Source organism: Ruegeria sp. CK3, from assembly GCF_056536565.1.
The window spans coordinates 303260-323087 of the sequence record NZ_JBQFPV010000004.1 but is presented as its reverse complement, the minus strand read 5'-3'; the positions used below and the strand labels follow the sequence as shown (position 1 = coordinate 323087).

Genomic DNA, 19828 nt, shown 5'->3' with positions numbered 1-19828 from the left:
ATCAGGCCCTGAGAGGTTGGCGCGGGCGAGCGCCTCGCCAACCTGGTCAGGTCCGGAAGGAAGCAGCCACAACGAGCCCCGCTTGGGTCGATGTCCAACCTCTCACTTTATAGAAACCATCAGCCGCAGGAGGGCTTCGTGATTGTAGTAAACACCCTTCGGGCAGATCGGTTCTAAACCCAACTCTCCGATTGCCTGAACACATCACCAACGGATGCGCGTCTGCCATCAGATGGGATTGCTATATCTGAACACAGGCAAACCAATGTCTTTTACTCTTTCGGACCTGGGATGGTCCTCTCACTTTGCTGCACAGCACACGGCGCACGCGCAGCTCACGCCTTTTCGTATCACCGCCGTTCACCGGGACCGTCTGGTCGGGATGAACGAGGCTGGTGAAGCATCTCTGTTTGCCCCTGGTCACTCTACCGGCGACTTTGCTGTCGGAGATTGGGTGCTGGCCGATGACAAGAATCGCGTTCAGCATCTGCTTGACCGGCGCAGCCTGTTGCAACGCCGTGCTGCCGGAACCGGGGCCGAGGCGCAGTTGATCGCAGCCAATGTTGACGTGCTGTTCATCGTCAGCTCGTGCAATGCGGATTTCAATGTGTCCCGGCTCGAACGGTATCTGGCACTGGCGCATCAGGCGGGCTGCTATCCTGTCGTGGTCCTGACCAAAGCAGATAGCTGCTCGGACCCAGCAGCCTACGCCAAGCAGGCCGAAGCGCTGGCACCGTTTTTGACAGTCCTGACGGTCAACGCGCATGACAAGTTAGACCTGCAGCAGGTTCTGGCATGGTGTCCGGCAGGTCAGACGGCAGCTTTGGTCGGGTCATCAGGCGTTGGCAAAACAACGCTCGCCAACGGAATGACCGGTCAGGATCTGGCAACAGCCGCAATCCGCGAGGATGACGCCCGAGGCCGTCACACCACGACGTCTCGCGCCTTGCATCCGATGCAAAACGGCGGTTGGCTCGTCGACACCCCCGGCATGCGCGCCTTGCGCCTGCTCGATGCGCAGGACGGGGTGGACGAAGTGTTCTCGGACATTCTAGAACTGGCCCAAACCTGTCGGTTCTCGGATTGCCAGCATGAGGCCGAGCCCGGTTGCGCAGTGCAAGCGGCGATAGAAAAAGGCACGCTGGATGCAGATCGGTTGGAACGCTGGCGCAAGCTGAGGCGCGAGGATCAGCGCAACTCTGAGACCGTGGCCGAGGCGCGGGCACGCGACAGGGCTTTCGGCAAGATGGTCCGGTCGGCGATGCACGGAAAATCCGCGCGGCGCGGCGATTAAAACACGGGCTGAAAAAGGGGCGCCGGTTCGCCGACGTCCCCCATCAAGCGATCAATCGGGGCCAGACTGCCGCATTGCGGCGGGCAAACACACCGATATGGCCGATTTCCGGAACGCCGAATTCTTCTGGCGACAAAAGGTGGCGGCGTGCCTTCGGCCCGTATAGTTCGGCCAACCGCCAAACGGCGGCCTCGGGGACCATCTCATCATCCGTGAAGGCAAACAGGTCGACGGGAACGTTAGCCTCTTTCCATGTAGCTTGCGGCAGGGTGTCTCCCATCTCGGGCAGATAGCTTTGCGGTGCGGTGCACCACTTGCGCCATTGCCAATAGACCTTAGGCGGTAGGTCTGATCCAAACCCAAGTGCCTTGCCCGGCAAATACCCCAGGCCGCGCACGACCAGAGGCACATGCCCATACCAGAACAACCCGGCCAGAGCGCGGTACGGCCAAGGGTGATCACCCAATTTCACAAGGCCGGAACAGACGCAGATCATGCGATCAATCTTGTCGATATCCGGTTGAACCGGCCCCAGCATCCCTCCAAGCGAATGACCAACCGACCACTGCTGCGCCAGCGGGAATCGGCGGCGCATCTCGGCCCGCGCCGCGGGCATGTCCTGCAACGCCCAATCGGCCATTGAGATTTTCGACCGACGTTGCGGCCCCGATTTCGAATGACCGAATTCCCGGAAGTCATAGATCAGACAGGCGATATCCCGATCCGACGCCAACCACTGTGCGAAATGCTTGTAGTAGTCACGCGGAACTCCCGTCGCGCTGTTGACCACCACTACGGTTTCGGGCTGCGCCACGGGCCGGTAGATTCGCCCGGACAGGGCGCCATCCCCCACCGGGATCTGAACATCTTCGATCAGCACAGTATGGTTTGAATCCAACATGGGTATCCTCGGTGGAAAACTGAACTGATGAGTTCATATTGCAACTTGACCCCAGACAGCCCATGTAAGTCAACTGCGATCCAGCTTGACCACGCGTCCACTTTGCGGATCCGCATTCCGCAGCGCAGAAAGTTCAACTTGACTCAAAATGGTTTTGAACGCTAGCGATGGTGCGATGGTTCCCGGCTTTCGCAAGAGGTCGGGATGAAAAGGGAACACGGTGCGGTTTTACCCGGCTCGCTCGGGATGAACCAAGTCCGCGACTGCCCCCGCAACTGTAAGCGGTGAGCGATGTCGAAGAGCCACTGGCCGAAAGGCCGGGAAGGTCGGCAAAGCGATGACCCGCAAGTCAGGAGACCTGCCATCGTCAACATAACCCAAACTCGGGCGGGGTGTCCGGGCAGGCCGTGACAGACCCTATCTGCCCCACCTGATCCCAGCCCCTGTCCACCGCGCGGAGGGCGCAGGATGATCTGGAAGACGAAGACACATAGGTTCTCAGCAACCATCTGCCAACATACCGGCAAGACATGCCCTGCACTTGCACGGCTGGCGCGTTCGATGGTTGACGCGCTGGACCAAGCCGGTCCGGCGACCACATCGGATTTCGAAATAGAAGGCAGCAGCGACCTGACCCATTGCACGGACGGCTGCCACGCCCGGTTTCGGGCCAGCCAGTCTCAGGTGCGGGTCTATTGCGGAGCGGACCCTGATGCCGACAGTGAGGTCCTCGATCTCTATGCCGATTTGATGTTCGGTACCGACACGAGCAGCCTGCCTGCCGCAGCCATGACTTCCCTGCCCTGCGCCATGCTCGAGGCATCAGTGATTGCGCCACGCAAACCGGCCCCGGCGGAACTGCAACTGTCGGCTTAAGAATCCGCCAAAGCTCGGGCGGGCAAGGTGGCCCAGTGCTTCTGTGCATCGGTTTCGACTGCGCAGGGGCGCAGCTTGCGCAACCGGTCCAGTGCTTGGGTTGGAGCCTCGCCGCATTCGATCATCAACCTAAGCACCACCATGCCGGAGCGACCGCATCCGCCCTGACAATGGACAAGCACGCGCCCTCCGCCAGACAAAGCCTGACGCGCCGCGGCACTGACATCGGGCCATTGCGCATCAACCTCTGACGGTGGCACGCCGAAATCCTGAATCGGCAGATGCACCCAGCGGCTGGCGCGACCCTGAACGTCGCGGCCAAAATCGCGGGCTCCGAACTGGACCAGCTCGGCCTCGGTTGTCATCGACAGCACAAGGCCCGGCCTCCAATCTCCAATCGTTTCAAGGTCGCCAGCATAGTCGCCGCCCTTTCCCGGCATCGACGTTAGGGCAAGTGTGCCCCCGCCCACTTGCAAAGCATGAATGACCAAATTCGTCATGACAGCATCCCCCCGGAAGCGTTGATCCTGACTTTAGGCTTGATTCACAATCTGCAGAGTGTACCCCTGACGCGCCAGTTTCCAAAACAAAATCGTTCTGCAACTCATGTGGACGCGGGCGGCGCGGGCCTCTACGCTGCAGTGACGTTCCGAATCCGCCAGAGCAGACATGACCGACTCAGACAGCCCCGCCTATCAGGTTCTCGCCCGAAAATACCGCCCGGAAACCTTTGCCGATCTGGTGGGTCAGGATGCGATGGTCCGCACGCTCAAAAACGCGTTCGAGGCGGATCGCATCGCGCAAGCCTTTGTCATGACAGGCATTCGCGGAACCGGTAAAACCACGACCGCACGGATCATTGCGAAAGGCATGAACTGTATCGGACCGGATGGAACTGGCGGGCCCACGACCGAGCCTTGCGGCCAATGTGAGCACTGCGTCGCCATCATGGAAGGTCGTCATGTCGACGTCATGGAGATGGACGCCGCCAGCCGCACCGGCGTGAATGATATTCGCGAGATTATCGATAGTGTTCGCTATCGCGCCGCCTCGGCCCGCTACAAGATCTACATCATCGATGAAGTCCACATGCTGTCGACCAGCGCCTTCAACGCGCTGCTCAAGACGCTTGAAGAACCTCCCGCGCACGTGAAGTTCATCTTCGCCACAACTGAGATTCGCAAGGTTCCCGTCACGGTTCTGTCGCGCTGCCAACGCTTCGACCTACGTAGGATCGAGCCCGAGGATATGATCGGCCTGCTGCGCAAGATCGCCTCAGCTGAGAGCGCAGAGATTGCCGAGGATGCGCTGGCGCTGATCACCCGTGCTGCCGAGGGATCTGCTCGCGACGCGACCTCATTGCTGGATCAGGCGATCTCACACGGGGCCGGAGAGACGACGGCAGATCAAGTACGCGCGATGCTGGGCCTGGCGGATCGTGGCCGGGTTCTGGATCTCATGGACATGATCCTGCGGGGCGATGCAGCTGGGGCGCTGACCGAGCTTGGTGGCCAATACGCCGAAGGGGCTGATCCACTGGCCGTGCTGCGTGATCTGGCCGAAATCACTCATTGGGTCTCTGTTGTAAAGATCACTCCGGACGCAGCCGAAGACCCTACAGTTTCCCCGGATGAACGCGCCCGGGGCCAGCAGATGGCTGAGGCCCTCCCCATGCGGGTACTGACTCGGATGTGGCAGATGCTGTTGAAAGCGCTTGAGGAAGTTTCAGCCGCCCCCAACGCCATGATGGCTGCCGAAATGGCTGTGATCCGCCTGACTCACGTGGCCGACTTACCCAGCCCGGAAGAGTTGATCAAACGGCTGCAGGATACGCCTCCGCCCCCCAACGGCGGCCCAGGCGGCGGGATGCCAATCCAAAGCAACGGCGCGGCCCCGGTTGAAGCCCGCGCCGCTACAAGCTACGCCCCTGCGCCACGCAGGTCCGGCGGCGCTCCAGTCGCCGCTTTGGCGCAAGACACGCAGACCGCATTGGCGCGATACCCGAGTTTCGAACATGTGGTCGAGCTGATCCGGAACAACCGAGACGTCAAACTTCTGGTCGAGGTCGAAAACGGCGTGCGGCTGGTCTCTTACCAGCCGGGACGGATCGAGTTCACCCCTTCAGCGCAAGCCCCGACTGATCTTGCACCACGGCTGGGATCGGCCTTGCAACGTTGGACTGGCAACAGATGGGCGGTGTCCATTGTATCGGATGGCGACGCTCCGACGATCGCCGAAATCCGCGATAAAGCCGAACTGGCTCTGAAAGAAGAGGCCACGGCACATCCGCTGGTTCAGGCCGTTCTGGCAAGTTTCCCCAAGGCCAAAATCACCCGTATCGAAACACCGGAACAACGCGCCGCCCAAGTCGAGACCGAAGCCCTGCCCGAGGTCGAAGATGAATGGGATCCTTTCGAAGAAGACTGACCTCTATAAAAAGCAAAACCCTCCCGCGCCCGCCACGGGCAATCGGCTAAAGCCGATCACCCTGAGCGGCCTTGGGCCCGGCAGCGCTCGGGCTTTGCCCGAGCGCTGCCGGGTCCAACGGGAGGAAAGGTTTTGCCAAAGACCTTGACGAAAGGCGGGAGCGCGCTCTGCTCTTGTGTCAACACGGTGACCCCCGTATCTAGGCACAAACCGGACTTACAGGAGAAGCAAGATGCTCAAAGGACTAGGCGGCCTGGGCGATATGGCCAAGATGATGAAATCCGCGCAGGATCTTCAGACCAAGATGACGGAGATGCAGGAAGAGCTGAACAACCTGATGGTTGTCGGTGAATCCGGCGCAGGGCTGGTCAAGGCGACGGCAACCGCCAAGGGAGAGTTGAAGGGCCTGGATATCGACCCGTCGATCTTCAATGGCGACGACAAGGAAGTAGTCGAGGATCTGATCCTTGCGGCGATCAAGGACGCTCAGACCAAAGCCGCTGAGCGCTCACAGGCCGAAATGACCAAACTAACCGAAAGCATGGGCCTGCCCGCAGACATCAAACTGCCGTTCTGATCTTCATCATTGAGCGAATACACTCGCCGGAGGCTCCCTCAGGCGCCAGACAGGACAGGCCGTGAGTTCCAACAGCGACATCGACAATCTGATCGACCTGATGGCCAAGCTTCCCGGCCTCGGCCCCCGCTCGGCTCGCCGCGCGGTGCTGCACCTGATCCGGAAGCGCTCCCTGCTGCTAACGCCCCTGTCCGACGTGATGCAGCAGGTCGCCATCACCGCCCGTGAGTGCCTGAATTGCGGCAATGTGGGCACCACCGAAATCTGTGACATCTGCAACGATGAGGCCCGCGCGACCGGAGAGCTTTGCGTGGTCGAGGACGTCGCCGACCTCTGGGCGATGGAGCGTTCAGGCGTGTTCAATGGCCGCTACCACGTGTTGGGCGGCACGCTGTCAGCGCTGGATGGTGTTGGCCCGGATGAGCTGCGCATTCCCCGCCTCAAGGACCGGGTGGTGGCCGAAGGCGTCACCGAGATCATTCTGGCCCTGAACGCCACCGTCGACGGCCAGACCACGGCACATTACATCGCTGATCAGTTGGAGGGGCAGGTCCGCCTGACCTCACTAGCGCAAGGCGTGCCGATTGGAGGCGAGCTCGACTATCTGGATGACGGGACGATTACCGCAGCATTGAGGGCACGAAAAGAGCTCTGAGCAGTGCACTTCGTAAGCAACCGAAACGCTTTCGTCCATTCCGGTTGCACACCTGGCCCGGTCTCGTCTGTCAGGTGTAGGCACCCGACGAGTAAGTCAATTCGTAGGAATGGCTGTAGATCTCGAAGACAATACCAAAGGGGTCTTCGACGTAGACCATTCGGTAGGGTTTCTCTCCGGGATAATAGTATCGAATCGGCATACGTTGTTTGCCACCTGCTGCAACGATTTTTTCTACCAGGCCTTCGACATCCGGGTCTTGGACGCAAAAATGGAACGTACCATTCTGGCGAAAGTCGATATTGTTTTCCGGTACATAATTCCCGTCAAACTCGAAAAGCTCGAACCCGATGCGATCAGCAGTCGCGAGGTGCGCAATTCGTAGTTTTTTCCATTCCGGACCAAACACATCTGTGCACATGACACCAATATCCGTATCATCCTCTACCACGTCCGTTGGCGGCATGATCACGTATAGACCAAGGACTTCGGAGTAGAACTTTACAGCCTCGTCAACGTTTGGGACGGACAATCCGATGTGAGAGAACGTTCTTGGATGTTGCGGCATGGCTCGCTCCTTGCTTTATGGGACGAAAACTATTGTTCCAAAGCCGAGTTTCAAGCGCCTACCCAGCGAGGCATAGCCGGGTTCAGCCATGCACATAGGTCTTCTTTCGTGGTGCCATCAGTCAAGAATGGCCTTTGCCTGCCGCACGCGGCGTGTACTATGGCTATGACCTTATCCGTTTGATTTTGGGAACTGTTATGAAACGCCTTTTTGCCCTCGCACTTGCCGCCTTTACAGCCACTGCAGCGTTTTCGCAGCAACTGATCGACAAGGGCTTTGTCGATGGCTGGAACATCATGATGGACCCAGCGTTGGGCAATGGGTGCCTGATCCAGACGGTGTATCAGGACCTCTCGGTGGTGCGGATCGGTTACGACGCGCTAGGCAATCGAGGGTATTTCGCCGTCTACAACAAGGCCTGGGGCGATATCGAACAGGGAAAATCTTATCCGATCCGATTTGCTCTGGACGGCAAAAGCTATGACGCCACCGCCATTGGCTTCAACGAGCGTGACGTCCCCGGCGCGACCGTCTTTTTCACGGACCGGAATTTCGTCACCGCGATTGCTCAGAACAAGACGATGACGGTTTACAACCCGGCGGGCGAAGTAGTGATGGCCATCGACCTCAAAGGCACTGCAAAGGCGCTGGAATACGCACGAGACTGTCAGAACAGAAAGCTTTAACGAATCGGGTCGAAAAGGGCGTCTTTGGCCGTGCAGTCCCGGATGACATCGCGGCCGCAGGGCACAGGATCAAGGTCGCGGGACAAGCACAGGCGCACCTCTTCGATGTAGCCCTGTTTGCAGGTGATGGTGATCATGTCGCGCTCGAACTTAGGGTTGGCCTTTAGAAAGGCCTCTTCGACGATCGACGCGGGCAGTTTGACCGAGGTATCAAGCTGGCGGAACACCTCGGGCCGGGTCACGCGACCATACGCTTCGCGCGACAAATCCATATAGCCCCGCGCCGACAGGCCCGAACAGGTGCCGTGTTTCTTCCACTGATGCCATGCAAGGCCCGCACTGCCCTGAATATCCTCCATCGCGCGGGTCATTGCGCGCGACGGCGGGGCCTCGGGCGTGCGGCAATAGGAGGGCCAGCCCTGATGGAACTGCGGCCAGAGCCCGTGCAATATCCAACCGTGGTCGTGCCGGGCGTCGCATTGATCTGATCCACGCGCATCCCCTTCGCGCGCGCACCAGTTCGGAGACCAGCTCAGCGCGAGGACATAATAGTCGAACTCACCGGCCTTTTCGCCCTCGGCCAGCGCGGCGACTGCGCTTATGGCCCACAAAACCAGCGCTAAAAACCCATGGCGCATTCGCCTCTTCCCTTCTTGCGTCGCGGCGACTATATACACCCCAAGTTCCCCGACAACGGAAACCTGCCCCAATACCCGGGGCCGCCGAATTCCGGCGACGGGACAGATGTATGTATAGGAGACGGGCTGATGGCAAAACCGCTTATGGCCAAGGCAACAGCCGTATGGCTGGTGGACAACACCACGATCAGCTTTAAGCAGATCGCGGATTTCGTAGGAATGCACGAGCTTGAAGTGCAGGGCATTGCCGATGGCGATGTGGCCGCTGGTGTTAAAGGGTTCGACCCGCTTGCCAACAACCAGTTGACGCAGGAAGAGATCGATGCAGCGCAGAACAACCCGCTGCACAAACTGAAGCTCAAGTTCAACCCGTCGGCAACGGGCGAGGAAAAGCGCCGTGGCCCGCGTTACACCCCGCTGTCCAAGCGTCAGGACCGTCCGAACTCGATCCTGTGGCTGGTCAAGTTCCACCCCGAGCTTAGCGATGGTCAGATCGCCAAGCTGGTTGGCACCACCAAGCCGACCATCCAGTCGATCCGCGAACGTACGCACTGGAACATCGCCAACATGCAGCCCATCGACCCGGTTGCCTTGGGCCTGTGCAAACAGTCCGAACTGGACGCCGTGGTGCAGAAGGCCGCTGCGAAGAAAGCCGCCGAAGGCGGCGTGATGAGCGATGACGAGCGCCGCAAGCTGGTCTCGACCGAGCAGTCGCTGGAAATGGACGCAGCACCGAAGATCCCGACCGCGATTGAAGGTCTGGAAACCTTCTCGCTGTCTGAAGAGCCGGAAGCCGACAAGGAAGACAGTGATCCGATCGTGGACGCCGACAGCTTCTTCAACCTGCCCAAAGGTGGCGGGGACGACGACGAAGAAGACGATCTGCGCCCCTGATTTCTGGCCCGCCCCGGTCTAAACTGGCTGGGGCGTTTTCTTGGGACCTCTCATGCTCAGCATTCTATCTGCCATCTTTGGCCCACACCGCGCCGTTACGATCTACGCCTTCCTGAAAACCTGGGGTTTGGGTCTGGCTGCTGCTGTGGTCATGGCGGTCATTGTCGGCGGCCTGTTCCTGCTGGGGGATGACGGCGAGCATGAGCATCATTCCTTCATGACCGTCCCGGTTTTGTCGGCCACAGCGATCAACGGGGATCTCAAGAACGGGGTCATCGCCTCAGTTCGTCTGCCGGATGGGACGGCCACGTCGATCACCTCGACCGAGGCGCCGGTTTCCCAATCGGTGGGCACCAGCGCCTGCGTGGAAAAACGCGTCTACGTGGAAAGCGGAGAGGCAAGATACCGGTTCAAACTGCCTCGGTTCTGCGAGGCTGGTTGATCCCTAGCGAACCAGAGGAAAACGCCCGGACAATGCGCCGGGCGTTTTCTTTTTCAGAGCATCTGGAACAGGATCCCGGCGACAATCGCGCCCCCAACCCCAAGGGTCAAATAGGTTGCAAAGACGCGCGGTTTCACCAGTGACCAGACTGCAGCCATGGCCGGGATTGAGCTGACCGCGCCTGCCACCATGAAGGACATCGCGGCCCCTGCGGTCATGCCTTGCTCCGTCAGCCCCGCCAGAAGCGGCGGCGCGACATAGGAGTTTAAGTAGGCGGGCATTCCGACCAGCGCGGCTACGACGATGGGCAGCACGCCTTCTCCGCCGACGACGCGTGCGATCAGGTCTGCAGGCACATAGCTGACCAGAAGCGCCTCAAGCACATAGGCCAGAGCAAGCCATTTCAGCAGGAAGAAACCGTTGTGCACGAACTCAGACCGGAAACGCTGACGGCGTCCGGGTTCCTGCCAGAACTTCCAAACCGGTTTGTCATCCAACTTGGGGCCGCACCCACAGCAACCGACGGGTTTGTATTCCCGCAGGGGCTGTGCGAAGGCTCCGTTGCGCATCAGAAGGCGCACGGCGAACCCGCCGAACAGACCCAAGGCAACTGCTGCAACGGCCTTGCCGATGGCAAAGGGCCACCCCAATGCGCCTGCGGTGATCAGCAATGTCGGCGGATCAATCAGCGGAGAGCTAAGCCAGAAGGCCATCACCGCAGAGAGCGGCGCGCCCAGTGCCAGAAGCCCGGCGATGAACGGGATCACCTCACAGGAACAAAACGGCGCAAGCCCTCCGAACAGGGCGGCCAGAAAGATCATCCGGGTTTCTCGCCCCTCAAAAGCGCGCGCCACCATGACTTCGGCCCCGGTGGCCTTGAGATAGGACAGCAGAAGGACGGCGAACAGAATGTACTGGCCCGTATGCGCAAGCGCCTTGGCGGCGAAGGTTACGACCTCAGCCCAGTTGCCCGGATCGAAAACTGCGACCAACGCCAGTATCGCGACGATCAAAGCCCAAGGCGTTTTGATCACATCCAGCGCGAGTTTGGCCGAGGCTTTTGGGTTTTGTGATAGTTCAGCCATCGTTTGCGGCCTTTCCGACTTCGTCTGCGCAGCATTCGCTTAGAATAAACTGCGCCAGGTTTCGCAACTCGTTGAAACAGGCGCGATTGATCGTCGTGCGCCCGATCTTTTCCTGTTCAACCACACCACCTGCAGCCAGAAACCGAAGGTGATGCGCAAGGGTGGAGGGGGCGATGCCGGTACGTGTCTGGATCTCACCCACGGTCAGACCGGCCTGCCCGGCCCTCACAAGTGTTTTCAGAACCTTCAACCGGGCCTCGGACCCCATGGCCGAAAATCCTGCTGCAGCGGTTTCCCACATCTGAATTCTCCATTAAACTATATTTCTAGTTATTTAGGTGATTCGAATTTCCTCGTCAAGCCACATCACAAATTCACTCCGAGGCATGTAAGTCCAGATTGCCACCGCCTTAAGTCCAACCTATAAGCGCTCATGGCTATCTCGGTTGACACTTTCTTTCTTGAGCTGAACGGACAGGGGACGCTGCAGGCGCAAATCCAGCAGATGATCGCCGAAGGCATTCTGTCGGGTCGGTTCCACATTGGGGAAAAGCTGCCGTCGTCCCGCAAGCTGGCAACCCATCTGGGCGTCAGTCGGATTACGGTGACACTGGCCTATACCGAACTTCTGGCCAATGACTACCTGACCGCCAAAGGGCGTTCGGGCTACTATGTATCAGAAAATGCGCCGGTCCCGCCGAAATACACGCCCGTCCCGCGCAGCGAAGAGACGGTCAACTGGGACAACGCGCTGGCCCGGCGGTTCTCGGGCGGCAATGTGCTGACCAAACCTCAGGACTGGCGCAACTACAAATACCCGTTCATCTACGGGCAGGCCGACAGGACACTGTTTGACCACGCGAATTGGCGGCTATGTGCGGTTCGGGCGCTGGGACACAAGGATTTCGAGTCCCTAACAACTGACTACGCTGATCAGGACGATCCGCTGCTGGTCGAGTTCATTGCCCGCCACACCCTGCCACGCCGAGGCATCACCGCCCGCCCCGAAGAGATCCTGATCACGTTGGGCGCGCAGAACGCGTTATGGCTGGCCTCACGCATTCTTCTGAAAAAAGGGCGCACAGCGGCAATCGAAGACCCATGCTACTACGCTTTGCGTGAGCTGCTGAGCCATTCGGATTGCACCATGGCGCCGATCCGCGTGGATGGTGACGGTCTGCCGCCCGAGGCTCTGCCAGACAACACCGATGTGATCTTTACCACCCCCAGCCACCAAAGCCCCACAACGGCCACCATGCCCGTCAGCCGCAGAACCGCCCTGCTGGAACGCGCGAGTGAGTTGAACGCCATGATCGTTGAGGACGACTACGAGTTCGAGATGGCTTATCTGGGGGCGCCCTCACCCGCGCTCAAGTCGATGGATCGCGACGGGCGGGTGGTCTATGTGGGCAGCTTCTCGAAATCGCTATTTCCGGGGTTGCGCCTGGGCTACATGGTCGGGTCCGAGACCTTCATCCGAGAGGCGCGTGCGCTTCGGTCGCTGGTGTTGCGGCATCCGCCGGGGCATGTTCAGCGCACGGCAGCCTATTTCTTGTCCCTCGGGCACTACGACGCACAGATCCGGCGCATGTCGAACGCCTTGGCCGAACGGCGCGAGGCGTTGGACAAAGCCGTTCAAACCCATGCGCTACAGGTCGCAGGGCGCGGCGTGCTTGGCGGGTCGTCCATTTGGATGCAAGCCCCTTCGCATGTAGACACCGCGCAACTGGCCACCACATTGCAGGCGCAAGGGGTGCATATCGAACCCGGTGCGCCCTTCTTCTCAGGGCCGAGGCCGCCTCGGAACTTCTACCGTCTGGGATATTCCTCCATTGCTCCCGACCGCATAGAGGCCGGGGTGAAACTGATCGCGGATGCGATCCGGGCCAGTTGACCGTCGGCTGGACGTATTCCGCCGCCTCATCTGGCCCTAACGCCATCCGCACCCATACGCCAAAACCGTATCAAAGGCCGGGCTGAACCCCCCGGCCAATTCACGCATTCAGTTTTGGAGAGCCACCGATGAAAATGACCACGGAAGAAGCCTTTGTTAAGGTTCTGCAGATGCACGGGATCGAGCATGCCTTTGGCATCATCGGTTCTGCCATGATGCCGATCTCGGATATTTTCGGGAAAGCTGGCATCACCTTCTGGGATTGCGCGCATGAAGGCTCGGGCGGCATGATGGCCGACGGCTACACCCGCGCCACCGGCAAAATGTCGATGATGATCGCGCAAAACGGCCCCGGCATCACCAATTTTGTCACCGCCGTCAAAACCGCCTACTGGAACCACACCCCACTGCTGCTGGTTACCCCTCAGGCCGCGAACAAGACCATGGGTCAGGGCGGTTTCCAGGAAATGGAGCAGATGCGGATGTTCGCAGACTGCGTCTGCTATCAGGAAGAAGTGCGCGACCCGTCGCGTATGGCCGAAGTCCTAAGCCGCGTGATCACCAAAGCCAAGCGCGCCTCAGCCCCGGCACAGATCAACGTGCCCCGTGACTTCTTCACTCAGGTCGTCGATATCGAACTGCCTGCCGTGGTCGAATTCGAACTGCCTTCGGGCGGCGCCTCTGCCGTGACCGAAGCCGCCGCTCTGCTGTCCGATGCCAAGAACCCAGTCATCCTTAACGGTGCTGGCACGGTACTGTCCGCGGGCGGCATCGAAGCGTCGAAAGAACTGGCCGAGCGTCTGGACGCCCCCGTGTGCGTTGGCTACCAGCACAACGACGCCTTCCCCGGCTCGCACCCGCTGTTTGCCGGCCCTCTGGGTTACAACGGCTCGAAAGCTGCGATGGAGCTGATCAAGGAAGCGGACGTTGTTCTGTGCCTTGGCACCCGTCTAAACCCGTTCTCGACCCTACCCGGATACGGTATGGAATACTGGCCGACCGAAGCAAAAATCATTCAGGTCGACATCAACCCGGACCGCATCGGCCTGACCAAGAAGGTCTCCGTTGGTATCGTTGGCGACGCAGCCACCGTTGCAACCAGCATCCTGGCACAGCTTTCGGGCACTGCGGGCGATGAAGGCCGCGATGCGCGTAAGGCGAAAATTGCCGAAACCAAGTCGCGTTGGGCGCAGGAACTGACCTCGATGGACCACGAGCAGGACGACCCGGGCACGACCTGGAACGAACGCGCTCGTGCAGCCAAGCCGGACTGGATGAGCCCGCGTATGGCTTGGCGTGCGATTCAATCAGCACTGCCGAAAGAGGCGATCATCTCGTCCGACATCGGCAATAACTGCGCCATCGGCAACGCTTACCCCTCGTTTGAGGAAGGCCGCAAATATCTGGCCCCCGGCCTGTTCGGCCCCTGTGGCTATGGTCTGCCGTCGGTGATCGGCGCCAAGATCGGCTGCCCGGATGTGCCCGTTGTTGGTTTCTCGGGCGACGGTGCCTTTGGTATCGCCGTAACCGAGCTGACTGCAATCGGCCGTGAAGAATGGCCCGCGGTGACCCAGATCGTCTTCCGCAACTACCAGTGGGGCGCTGAAAAGCGGAACTCGACCCTGTGGTTCGACGACAACTTCGTCGGCACCGAATTGGACACCAAGGTCTCTTACGCCGGTATCGCAGAAGCCTGCGGTCTGAAAGGCGTCGTCGCCCGTACGCAGGACGAACTGACAGCTGCGCTGAACCAGGCGATCGAAGATCAGAAGAACGGCATCACCACCTTGATCGAAGCCATGATCAACCAGGAACTGGGTGAGCCGTTCCGTCGCGACGCTATGAAGAAGCCGGTTGCGGTTGCGGGTATCGAAGCAGCAGACATGAAGCCGCAAGTCGAGGCCTGATCGCGGTGAAGCCCCTACATCAAATTCTCGGGGCTGCGACCAGTTCCAAAAAGATCATCGCCCTTGCAGAGGGCGATGATCCACGTGTTGTAGAAGGTGCGTTGAAAGCACGTGCCGAAGATGCAGCCGATATTATCCTTGTCGGCGATCAGACCAAAGTTGCCTCTTTTCTGGCTGAAAAAGGCGGAAGTGATGTAGCCGGGATAGACATTCACGATCCGGTTACTTCGCCCCACTTGGATCGCTTTGCCGATGCCTATTTCGAACTGCGCAAACACAAAGGCGCAACGCCTGAGACTGCGAAGTCGCTGGTGCAAAACCGTCTTAACTACGCCGCCATGTTGGTCCATCTCGGGTTGGCTGATGGCACGGTCGGCGGTGCTGTGGAAACCACTTCGGACACTGTTCGTGCCGCTTTGCAGATCATCGGTAAAGCACCTGACGCCCATATGGTGTCCAGTTTCTTTCTGATGATCTATGACCGTGACCATCACACAGTTCAGGGCGCCCATATTTTCGCCGACTGCGGATTGGTCGTTGATCCGAACGAACGCGAGTTGGCCGAGATCGCTCAGGCCTCGGCCGCGTCCTATCGTACACTCACCGGAAAAGAGCCTCGTGTTGCGATGCTGTCTTTCTCGACGAGCGGCAGTGCCAGCCATCCGAAAGTGTCCAAGGTGGTTGAGGCTACACAAATTGCCAAAACCGCTAATCCTGACCTGGTCATTGACGGAGAGTTGCAATTCGACGCTGCCTATGTGCCAGAGGTCGCCAGCAAGAAGGCCAAGAATTCGCCACTGGAAGGGAGAGCAAACGTGTTTGTCTTTCCCAATCTCGATGCGGGCAACCTGGGGTATAAGATCGCCCAACGCATTGGCGGGGCCGAAGCCATTGGGCCCGTTCTACAAGGCTTGGCCAAACCCGCAAACGACCTCTCGCGCGGCTGTTCTTCGGACGATGTGCTGCACATGATCGCCGTGACCGCCGTGCAGGCACAACAAGTGGGTTCATCGCAAGAGCCAGTTCATCCAGCTACTGCATAACCTCTGCGGCTTTGCCGCTTAACTGTAAACGTGTTCAAGAAAGATCAACGAACCGATGCTGGGTAAGACTGAACTCAAAAGCTCCTTCGGCGCGGATATCGCCCAGACGGCTCGAACCATGTTCCCCGGGGTTATGGTGGCGATCACCGTTGCCGTAACGGCGAAATTCCTGTCCGAGCATTACGCGACGCCAGCCATGCTGATGGCCTTGCTGCTTGGCATCGCGCTCAGTTTTCTGGGCGAAGAGGGCAAAACCGTGCCCGGCATCGGTTTTGCAGCCCGATCTCTGCTGCGGCTTGGCGTGGCGCTTTTGGGTGTGCGGATTTCCATGACGCTGATGATGGGATTGGGTTGGGACCTGATCGCTCTTGTGGTTGGCGGCGTGTTGGCCACCATTGCGTTCGGTCTTTTGATCGCACGGTTCTTTGGTCACAAATGGCGCTTTGCATTCCTGACCGCCGGCTCTGTCGCCATCTGTGGCGCGTCTGCGGCAATGGCGATCAGCGCCATCCTGCCCAAGGATGAACGATCCGAGGAACGCCTGATCTTCACCGTTCTGGGCGTCACCGTCCTGTCGACCATCGCTATGATCGCATACCCGATTCTGGTGCGCACGTTGGGCATGGATGACGTGGCGGGTGGTGTGTTTCTGGGTGGCACGATCCACGATGTGGCACAGGTTGTCGGCGCAGGGTTCTCAATCTCGGAACAGACCGGCGACACCGCCACTTTGGTCAAACTGTTCCGCGTGGCGATGCTGGCGCCGGTGGTTTTGGTCGCCTCGCTGATCATCCGCAACGTCACCCACATGGACGAAGCGGGCAAGCGCCCCCCGATCCTACCCGGCTTTGTGATCGGGTTTCTGGTGCTGGCTGCGGCCAGCTCGTTCGGCCTGATCCCGCCCTTCCTTTCCGAGTTGCTCAGCCAAACATCCCGCTGGCTGCTTCTGATCGCGATCGCGGCGGTTGGAATGAAGACGAACTTAAAACAAATCCTCTCGGTCGGAGGCGCAGCCATCGCCCTGATCGTTGTGGAAACTCTTTTTATTGCAGGAATTATCCTCGCCGGACTAACATTCCTAACCTGACCCGCCGCCCCGACATAAGGACGCCAGATGACAATCCAGCAACCGAAGATCGACACCAGCCCGAAAGTCTCGGACGAGATCCGGCGCACCACCTGTTATATGTGTGCCTGTCGCTGCGGCATCAATGTTCACATGAAGGACGGCAAGGTTGCCTATATCGAAGGTAACCGCGACCACCCGGTCAACAAAGGCGTGCTTTGCGCCAAGGGCAGCGCCGGCATCATGCAGGTCAACGCGCCATCCCGCCTGCGCAAGCCTCTGCGGCGGGTCGGCCCGCGCGGCTCAGGTGAGTTCCGCGAGATCGAATGGGACGAGGCGATCAGCACCGCCGTCGGTTGGCTGAACGAGTTGCACGAGACCGCACCGCACAAGCTGGCCTTCTTTACTGGGCGCGACCAGAGCCAGAGCTTCACCAGCTTCTGGGCACAGAATTTTGGTACACCCAACTATGCGGCCCATGGCGGGTTCTGCTCGGTCAACATGGCAGCGGGCGGCATCTACACGATGGGCGGCGCGTTTTGGGAGTTCGGCCAGCCCGATTGGGACCACACCAAGCTGTTCATGCTTTTCGGTGTGGCCGAGGACCACGACAGCAACCCGATCAAGATGGGCATCGGCAAGATCAAGGCGCGCGGTGCGCGGGTGATCGGGGTGAACCCGATCCGCTCGGGCTACAACGCGGTGGCTGACGATTGGGTCGGGATCACGCCGGGCACCGATGGGCTGTTCATCCTGTCACTGATCCATGTGCTGATGAAAGCTGGCAAGATCGACCTCGACTACCTTGCCCGCTACACCAACGCGCCGGTTCTGGTGAATGCTACTGACGGCCCGGAGAAGGGCCTGTTCCTGCGCGATGCAGACGGAAAGCCTCTGGTTATCGACCGTGTGACCGGTGAGCCGACCGCCTTTGACAAACCCGGCGTGCGCCCGGATCTGTCCGCCACCTACGACAAGGATGGCGTAACTCACCGCCCGGTCTTCCATCAGATGGCCGAGAAATACCTCTCGGACAATCACGCCCCCGAGAACGTGGCCGAGCGCTGTGGTATTCCGGCACAGAAAACCCGCGCCATCGCCGCCGAAATCGCCCGCGTCGCCTTTGAAGAGGCCATCGAGCTCGATCAGGAATGGACCGATTTCCGCGGCGAGAAACATTCGAAAATGACAGGTCGCCCGGTCAGTTTCCACGCAATGCGCGGCATCTCGGCCCATGCTAACGGCTTCCAGACCTGTCGCGCGCTGCATGTGCTGCAGATCCTGCTGGGTACGGTCGAGGTTCCCGGCGGCTTTCGCTTCAAACCGCCCTACCCCAAACCCGTCGAGGCGCACCCGACACCGCACGGAGACCGCCGCCCGGGCCGCCCACTGGAAGGCCCTCACCTTGGCTTCCCGCGTGGCCCCGAAGACCTCCTGCTAGACGAGGACGGCACCGCTCAGCGTATCGACAAAGCCTTTACATGGGAAAACCCGATGTCGGCCCACGGGCTGATGCACATGGTGATCTCGAACGCCGCCTCAGGCGATCCCTACAAGATCGACACGTTGTTCATGTATATGGCGAATATGTCGTGGAACTCCTCCATGAACACCAAAGGTGTGATGGAGATGCTGTCGGCCAAGACCGAAGACGGCAAATACGTCATTCCGCATATCATCTACTCGGATGCCTATTCATCGGAAATGGTCGCCTATGCCGACCTGATCCTACCAGATACGACCTATCTGGAGCGTCACGACTGTATCTCGCTGCTGGATCGCCCGATCTGCGAGGCCGACGCCGCTGCTGATGCCATCCGCTGGCCGGTGGTCGAACCCGATCGCGACGTGCGCGGGTTCCAGTCGGTGCTGATCCAACTCGCCAACCGCATGAGCCTGCCGGGCTTCACCAACGAAGACGGCACACCCAAGTGGAAAGACTATGCCGACTATATCGTCAATCACCAGCGCAAACCCGGCATCGGCCCACTGGCCGGGTTCAGAGGCGAAGATGGCACCAAGGAAGGACGCGGAGAGGTCAATCCGGACCAGTTGAACCGATATATCGAAAACGGAGGCTTCTACGTCGCGCATATTCCGGAAGGCGCGGATTATTACAAACCTTGGAACGCCGCCTATCAGGATTGGGCCGTTGGAATGGGCCTCTACGACAGCCCGCAGCCCTACCTGTTCCAGCTATATTCAGAACCGATGCGCAAGTTCCAACTGGCCGCCGAAGGACACGGACCGAACCAGCCCCCCGACCACCTGCGACAACGCATCAAAGACGCCATGGACCCTCTGCCCATTTGGTACGAGACCGACCAACAGGGCAACGAAGGCTTCACCGTCAACGCCCTGACTCAGCGCCCAATGGCGATGTACCACAGCTGGGGCACCCAAAACGCCTGGCTGAGGCAACTTCACGGGCGCAACCCGCTTTACGTCCCCACCAAGCTGATGCGCGAACACGGGCTCCAAGACGGCGATTGGGCCAAGGTCAACTCCCCCCACGGCGAGATCACCGTACCCGTGATGGAAATGGCTGCGTTGAATGAAAACACCGTCTGGACCTGGAACGCCATCGGCAAACGCAAAGGTGCCTGGGCGCTACAGGAAGACGCACCCGAGGCCACCAAGGGCTTCCTGCTCAACCACCTGATACACGAACTGCTGCCGTCCAAGGGGGACGGTATGCGATGGGCCAACTCTGACCCGATCACCGGTCAGGCCGCGTGGTTCGACCTGAAAGTCAGGATCGAAAAAGCCGCCCCTCCAGCGGATGCCGAAAGCCAACCCGAATTTGCCCCGATCAATTCCCCCGTCGGCACCGGCCCGAAGGATATCGCGTGGAAGGTAGGCAAATGATCCAATC

19 protein-coding genes, 1 other RNA gene and 1 riboswitch are annotated in these 19828 nt (G+C 59.7%); of the genes, 14 read left to right on the top strand and 6 right to left on the bottom strand.

The features are described 5' to 3' along the window. Positions 1–9: 9 nt before the first annotated feature. Positions 10–108, top strand: an RNA gene (gene ffs / locus ACR0C3_RS07460) — signal recognition particle sRNA small type. 157 nt (positions 109–265) lie between these two features. After that, a complete protein-coding gene (gene rsgA / locus ACR0C3_RS07455; RefSeq protein WP_480757924.1) occupies positions 266–1294 on the top strand; it encodes a ribosome small subunit-dependent GTPase A in 1029 nt (342 codons plus the stop codon). A 43-nt stretch (positions 1295–1337) separates the two neighbouring features. Here rsgA and ACR0C3_RS07450 read toward each other — a convergent pair whose 3' ends face one another. Continuing rightward, positions 1338–2195: an alpha/beta hydrolase family protein gene (locus ACR0C3_RS07450; protein WP_480757923.1), complete on the bottom strand. Its 858-nt coding sequence runs from the start codon at positions 2193–2195 to the stop codon at positions 1338–1340. A gap of 159 nt (positions 2196–2354) precedes the next feature. After that, positions 2355–2576, top strand: a riboswitch (cobalamin riboswitch). Between the two features lie 87 nt (positions 2577–2663). On the opposite strand from ACR0C3_RS07450, the gene ACR0C3_RS07445 reads away from it, so the two are divergent. Next, the gene (locus ACR0C3_RS07445) at positions 2664–3071 is read left to right on the top strand and encodes a hypothetical protein (protein WP_480757922.1); all 408 of its coding nucleotides are present in this window, start codon (positions 2664–2666) and stop codon (positions 3069–3071) included. Here the strand turns inward: ACR0C3_RS07445 and ACR0C3_RS07440 are convergent. Then, the gene (locus tag ACR0C3_RS07440; RefSeq protein ID WP_170642670.1) at positions 3068–3571 is read right to left on the bottom strand and encodes a phosphatase domain-containing protein; all 504 of its coding nucleotides are present in this window, start codon (positions 3569–3571) and stop codon (positions 3068–3070) included. The genes ACR0C3_RS07445 and ACR0C3_RS07440 overlap by 4 nt on opposite strands. 169 nt (positions 3572–3740) lie before the next feature. Between ACR0C3_RS07440 and ACR0C3_RS07435 the strand changes: the two genes are divergently transcribed. The 3 genes from ACR0C3_RS07435 (at position 3741) to recR (ending at position 6730) form a co-directional block, all read left to right on the top strand. Next, complete coding sequence (locus tag ACR0C3_RS07435) at positions 3741–5498, top strand: DNA polymerase III subunit gamma/tau (protein ID WP_480757921.1); 1758 nt, start codon at positions 3741–3743, stop codon at positions 5496–5498. 232 nt (positions 5499–5730) lie between these two features. Next, positions 5731–6075, top strand: coding sequence for a YbaB/EbfC family nucleoid-associated protein (locus ACR0C3_RS07430; RefSeq protein ID WP_480525801.1), 345 nt, complete (start codon positions 5731–5733; stop codon positions 6073–6075). 61 nt (positions 6076–6136) lie between these two features. Further along, positions 6137–6730, top strand: coding sequence for a recombination mediator RecR (recR, locus tag ACR0C3_RS07425; RefSeq protein ID WP_480525799.1), 594 nt, complete (start codon positions 6137–6139; stop codon positions 6728–6730). A gap of 70 nt (positions 6731–6800) precedes the next feature. Here the strand turns inward: recR and ACR0C3_RS07420 are convergent, their stop codons facing one another. After that, a complete protein-coding gene (locus tag ACR0C3_RS07420; protein ID WP_480757920.1) occupies positions 6801–7298 on the bottom strand; it encodes a lactoylglutathione lyase family protein in 498 nt (165 codons plus the stop codon). A gap of 197 nt (positions 7299–7495) precedes the next feature. On the opposite strand from ACR0C3_RS07420, the gene ACR0C3_RS07415 reads away from it, so the two are divergent. After that, a complete protein-coding gene (locus ACR0C3_RS07415; RefSeq protein ID WP_480757919.1) occupies positions 7496–7984 on the top strand; it encodes a hypothetical protein in 489 nt (162 codons plus the stop codon). Here the strand turns inward: ACR0C3_RS07415 and ACR0C3_RS07410 are convergent. Continuing rightward, on the bottom strand, positions 7981–8622 hold the full coding sequence (locus ACR0C3_RS07410; protein WP_480757918.1) for a ribonuclease T2 family protein: 642 nt from the start codon (positions 8620–8622) through the stop codon (positions 7981–7983). The genes ACR0C3_RS07415 and ACR0C3_RS07410 overlap by 4 nt on opposite strands. Positions 8623–8751: 129 nt before the next feature. Here ACR0C3_RS07410 and ACR0C3_RS07405 point away from each other — a divergent pair, with 129 nt between their 5' ends. Together ACR0C3_RS07405 and ACR0C3_RS07400 are read left to right on the top strand one after the other, a co-directional pair. Then, positions 8752–9516 carry a DUF1013 domain-containing protein gene (locus ACR0C3_RS07405; protein WP_480757917.1) on the top strand — a complete coding sequence of 255 codons (765 nt, stop codon included), beginning with the start codon at positions 8752–8754 and terminating at the stop codon, positions 9514–9516. Positions 9517–9568: 52 nt separating this feature from the next. Then, a complete protein-coding gene (locus ACR0C3_RS07400; RefSeq protein ID WP_480675141.1) occupies positions 9569–9958 on the top strand; it encodes a hypothetical protein in 390 nt (129 codons plus the stop codon). Between the two features lie 53 nt (positions 9959–10011). Here the strand turns inward: ACR0C3_RS07400 and ACR0C3_RS07395 are convergent, their stop codons facing one another. Further along, complete coding sequence (locus ACR0C3_RS07395) at positions 10012–11043, bottom strand: permease (RefSeq protein WP_480757916.1); 1032 nt, start codon at positions 11041–11043, stop codon at positions 10012–10014. Continuing rightward, positions 11036–11344: an ArsR/SmtB family transcription factor gene (locus ACR0C3_RS07390; protein ID WP_170375462.1), complete on the bottom strand. Its 309-nt coding sequence runs from the start codon at positions 11342–11344 to the stop codon at positions 11036–11038. Before ACR0C3_RS07390 ends, ACR0C3_RS07395 begins: the two co-directional genes overlap by 8 nt. 132 nt (positions 11345–11476) lie before the next feature. On the opposite strand from ACR0C3_RS07390, the gene pdxR reads away from it, so the two are divergent. From pdxR to ACR0C3_RS07365, 5 genes are all read left to right on the top strand, one after another. Then, a complete protein-coding gene (gene pdxR, locus ACR0C3_RS07385) occupies positions 11477–12937 on the top strand; it encodes a MocR-like pyridoxine biosynthesis transcription factor PdxR (RefSeq protein ID WP_480757915.1) in 1461 nt (486 codons plus the stop codon). 128 nt (positions 12938–13065) lie between these two features. Beyond that, a complete protein-coding gene (gene xsc, locus ACR0C3_RS07380; RefSeq protein ID WP_170642664.1) occupies positions 13066–14844 on the top strand; it encodes a sulfoacetaldehyde acetyltransferase in 1779 nt (592 codons plus the stop codon). A gap of 5 nt (positions 14845–14849) precedes the next feature. Continuing rightward, entirely contained in the window at positions 14850–15887 is a 1038-nt protein-coding gene (pta, locus tag ACR0C3_RS07375) for a phosphate acetyltransferase (RefSeq protein WP_480757914.1), read from the top strand. 55 nt (positions 15888–15942) lie between these two features. Further along, positions 15943–16974 (top strand): YeiH family protein, encoded by a 1032-nt coding sequence (locus ACR0C3_RS07370; protein WP_480757913.1) that lies wholly within the window; start codon positions 15943–15945, stop codon positions 16972–16974. A gap of 27 nt (positions 16975–17001) precedes the next feature. Beyond that, entirely contained in the window at positions 17002–19821 is a 2820-nt protein-coding gene (locus tag ACR0C3_RS07365) for a molybdopterin oxidoreductase family protein (protein ID WP_480757912.1), read from the top strand. The last annotated feature ends 7 nt before the right edge of the window (positions 19822–19828 follow it).

Bases quoted from the DNA above. Each gene is read 5' to 3' on its own strand.
- pdxR (WP_480757915.1), top strand. From the start codon at position 11,477: ATGGCTATCTCGGTTGACACTTTCTTTCTTGAGCTGAACGGACAGGGG.
- ACR0C3_RS07420 (WP_480757920.1), bottom strand. From the start codon at position 7,298: ATGCCGCAACATCCAAGAACGTTCTCTCACATCGGATTGTCCGTCCCA.
- ACR0C3_RS07445 (WP_480757922.1), top strand. From the start codon at position 2,664: ATGATCTGGAAGACGAAGACACATAGGTTCTCAGCAACCATCTGCCAA.
- xsc (WP_170642664.1), top strand. From the start codon at position 13,066: ATGAAAATGACCACGGAAGAAGCCTTTGTTAAGGTTCTGCAGATGCAC.
- ACR0C3_RS07405 (WP_480757917.1), top strand. From the start codon at position 8,752: ATGGCAAAACCGCTTATGGCCAAGGCAACAGCCGTATGGCTGGTGGAC.
- ACR0C3_RS07450 (WP_480757923.1), bottom strand. From the start codon at position 2,195: ATGTTGGATTCAAACCATACTGTGCTGATCGAAGATGTTCAGATCCCG.
- ACR0C3_RS07410 (WP_480757918.1), bottom strand. From the start codon at position 8,622: ATGCGCCATGGGTTTTTAGCGCTGGTTTTGTGGGCCATAAGCGCAGTC.
- ACR0C3_RS07370 (WP_480757913.1), top strand. From the start codon at position 15,943: ATGCTGGGTAAGACTGAACTCAAAAGCTCCTTCGGCGCGGATATCGCC.
- ACR0C3_RS07365 (WP_480757912.1), top strand. From the start codon at position 17,002: ATGACAATCCAGCAACCGAAGATCGACACCAGCCCGAAAGTCTCGGAC.
- ACR0C3_RS07440 (WP_170642670.1), bottom strand. From the start codon at position 3,571: ATGACGAATTTGGTCATTCATGCTTTGCAAGTGGGCGGGGGCACACTT.
- ACR0C3_RS07395 (WP_480757916.1), bottom strand. From the start codon at position 11,043: ATGGCTGAACTATCACAAAACCCAAAAGCCTCGGCCAAACTCGCGCTG.
- rsgA (WP_480757924.1), top strand. From the start codon at position 266: ATGTCTTTTACTCTTTCGGACCTGGGATGGTCCTCTCACTTTGCTGCA.
- ACR0C3_RS07415 (WP_480757919.1), top strand. From the start codon at position 7,496: ATGAAACGCCTTTTTGCCCTCGCACTTGCCGCCTTTACAGCCACTGCA.
- ACR0C3_RS07430 (WP_480525801.1), top strand. From the start codon at position 5,731: ATGCTCAAAGGACTAGGCGGCCTGGGCGATATGGCCAAGATGATGAAA.
- ACR0C3_RS07390 (WP_170375462.1), bottom strand. From the start codon at position 11,344: ATGTGGGAAACCGCTGCAGCAGGATTTTCGGCCATGGGGTCCGAGGCC.
- ACR0C3_RS07400 (WP_480675141.1), top strand. From the start codon at position 9,569: ATGCTCAGCATTCTATCTGCCATCTTTGGCCCACACCGCGCCGTTACG.
- ACR0C3_RS07435 (WP_480757921.1), top strand. From the start codon at position 3,741: ATGACCGACTCAGACAGCCCCGCCTATCAGGTTCTCGCCCGAAAATAC.